The sequence below is a fragment of the Corynebacterium sp. HMSC29G08 genome (assembly GCF_001806875.1).
Lineage (GTDB): Bacteria > Actinomycetota > Actinomycetes > Mycobacteriales > Mycobacteriaceae > Corynebacterium.
Genome location: NZ_KV786269.1, coordinates 1 through 2,934 on the forward strand (window position 1 = coordinate 1; position 2,934 = coordinate 2,934).

Annotated in this window: 1 protein-coding gene; it reads right to left on the minus strand. The window is 55.3% G+C overall.

Annotation, left to right across the window (positions count from 1 at the left end):
* Positions 1–55 precede the first annotated feature (55 nt).
* The coding region (locus HMPREF3101_RS09745) for an HNH/ENDO VII family nuclease (RefSeq protein ID WP_305763946.1) at positions 56–2,934 on the minus strand (2,879 nt) is incomplete at its 5' end.

The following is a 2,934-nucleotide window of genomic DNA, read 5'->3' on the forward strand; positions in this document are numbered from 1 at the left end:
ATCCGGATCCAACTCCTCCTCAAAAAGACGTCCAGGCTTTTTACCAGACATGCCCTCATTCACCATTCAAATACTCCAATCCTCGTGCTTTCCAATAATTCTCCCGGAAACTATCAAACGATGCTCGATCCACCGGTATTACGTCCTTCGGCCACTGCGACTGCGGCAAACCCGTAAATATATGTAGTCTAGCGCTCTCTTTTTGATGCCTAGTTTGCGTTATCTCCACGAGAACCGAACGGTCGTCTTGCCCAATGTGGTGCAGATTGACTGGATGTCCATCAACGCCGATTGGCGCCTTCCCAGTTGTCGCCATCATCTCTGCGTTGGTCCACGTCTTGTCGTCAGGCCCAGTCCGGTATTTTTTCGGTTTTGTTAACTCCTTTTTTGGCTCAAATACATGCTCCCCTTTCTGCACATAGACGTCCCTACCATTGATATTGCGCTTCTCCCATCGTTTTTCACAACACCCTTTAAGCCCCAGAACATCTACCCAGTGCGCAGCGTGGTCAACGTAGCCCTGCGCTGAAGCAATACGCGGTGCTACACCAAGCGGGTCTTGAGCATTGTATATACCGGCGTGCGGGTGGTAGTAGCGGTAACGGTTGTACGCCCATCCAGACTCAGCATCCACATACTGTCCGGCGTACAACAAAGGCGAAGATGCATCCCCACGCCATTTGCGGGTGCCATACAAAGTTTGGGTCGCTAACCCTGCAACAACACCCCTATCCGTATCCACGAGCTCCTGCGGCGAACCAGCAAGATCAGCCATAATCAACAAAAACTCGGCATCAACACCGCCCTGTGAAACGGTCCCCTGCTTCACAGACGCCGTCCCATGAGGGCGAAGCGTGATCTGGCCGGTCAACTCACCCGTTGCAGGATCTGTCAACCACACATACCCGCTGCCAGAATCCGATTGCTTGCTAAACGTGACCTGCTCAGCCGCAAACTGGTTACCACGGTGCACAAACATACACCGCTCCAGCACCTCACCCGTGGTGGTCTCAATGCGTTCTTTCGCAACCCGCCGACCAAGCGGATCATAAACATACCGGTAGCCAACACCAGGCTGGTCAGAAGAACTAAACCCAATCGGCTGGGCCGAAGTGCCATAAAAGAACCTGTGTACCAACGGTTTCTTACTCACACGCCGCGTCACCGTTTGCGTCACACGCCCCGCCGCGTCATAGGTATAAGAAGTCCGACCCACACGCGTTGGCATCGTGCCAACAAACTCAACACGATCATCACCTCCCCCACCACCTGAACCCCTAAGGGCTTCAACCCCATCAGACACACCCGGCGGCGCAGACACACTGTGGGGTGTCGGAGAACTAATAGAATTCAAGACCCCCGCATCAGAAAAACCGAAACGCTCCTCAACCACACCCTGATGCTGCGTTCTTCCGCTGACAGAAGCCGCACCTCTGCCAGATCCAACATCGGAAGCGGCGTTTCCCGGAGACGTTGTCCTGCGGGTAACACGACCCACCACATCCAGATCAAACGTAGTCACACCACGCAAAAAGTCGGTGACCATTGACAACGCACCATCATCGCGCCAGGTAAACATCCGCGAGGAAACCGTACGATACCCACCCGCTGTCTGAGCATCAAGGGCAGCAAGCGTATCCGCAGACCTCCGGCCACGACTATCCGTGCTGAAACTGCGTACGAGAGACCCAGTAGACAGTTTGTTGCGGATACCACGAGCATCACGTCCGTAGCGCATCTCGGCGACAATGTCACCGAAGTCTGCACCAGCCAACGTGCGGGTATGCGTGCTTGCAGTAACCTCACCTGCGCCATCACGAATAAATGCGGTGTCAAACCTTTCACCCGAAGGTAGCGTAAGGTGCTCAGCCTCAACAGTGCCGGTATGGCCAATGCTTAACGCATGCGTTGTGGTTTCACCACTGGGCAGCCTCACCGTCTCAGTGGTAGCCCGGCCGTATGCGTCAAACCCGAACGCAATCTCTGCCTGTGGGCCCCGGATACCAATAAGCCGGTTGATCTCATCATAAAAATAGGTCGTAGTCCCCAGACCGTCACGGACCTTGTCAATCCGTCCGTCAGCATGACGCAGTCGCGTTGATGTCCCCGCCGGCGTGGTCACGGTACTGATCAACCCATCAGGACTTAGCGCGGTGTTGGTGGTGATGCCGTTGTAATCCACCTCACGCACAACCATGCCGTCAAGGTCATAGGAATACTGCCACGTGTTGCCGTCAGCGTTTCTAAGGCGCACCAGCTCCATTTGAGTGTTGTATTCCAAACGCGTCGTCGCCCCCGCAGCATCGGTGAACGCAACAGGTTTATCAAAGACGCTAAACGCCGTTACCGTTGTCGCGCCAACCTCATTGACCGCGCGAATCTGGTTGCCTTCCCCATCATAAGCAGTCGAAGTGGCGCTACCGTCCGGGTAGACAACACGTGCCGGCCAGCCTTCCGGAGTGTATTCAATACGAGTCGATTCGCCCAGCGGATCCAAGGCTTCAACCAGCAGCCCACGAACATCGTACGACCTGCTCACGCGCCTGCCCGCCGGGTCGGTTGCAGCAATCACGCGGCCAGCATCATCACATTCAACGTAAGTCACGCTGCCATCGGGATGCGTCGTTGACGCTGGCACAACACCACTTGGGCGCATATCATAAGCAAAACTCGTCACAGCCCCATCCGGGGTCACAACCTCCTTTACTAAGCCGAAAGCATCCACTTCGCACTCAGTGGCCAAGCCATCCACGCCAACAACGCGCACCGGAGCAGCCCACGCACCTGGCTCCACATAACTGCGCAACCCATCGGGATACACCGTTTCAACAACAACCCCATCCTCGTTGTAGATGAACGTTGTTGTTGCACCGGCAGAGTTAGTAACCGAGGTCTCCTGGTGATACTCGTTGTAGGTTGCATCCTCAACACCGC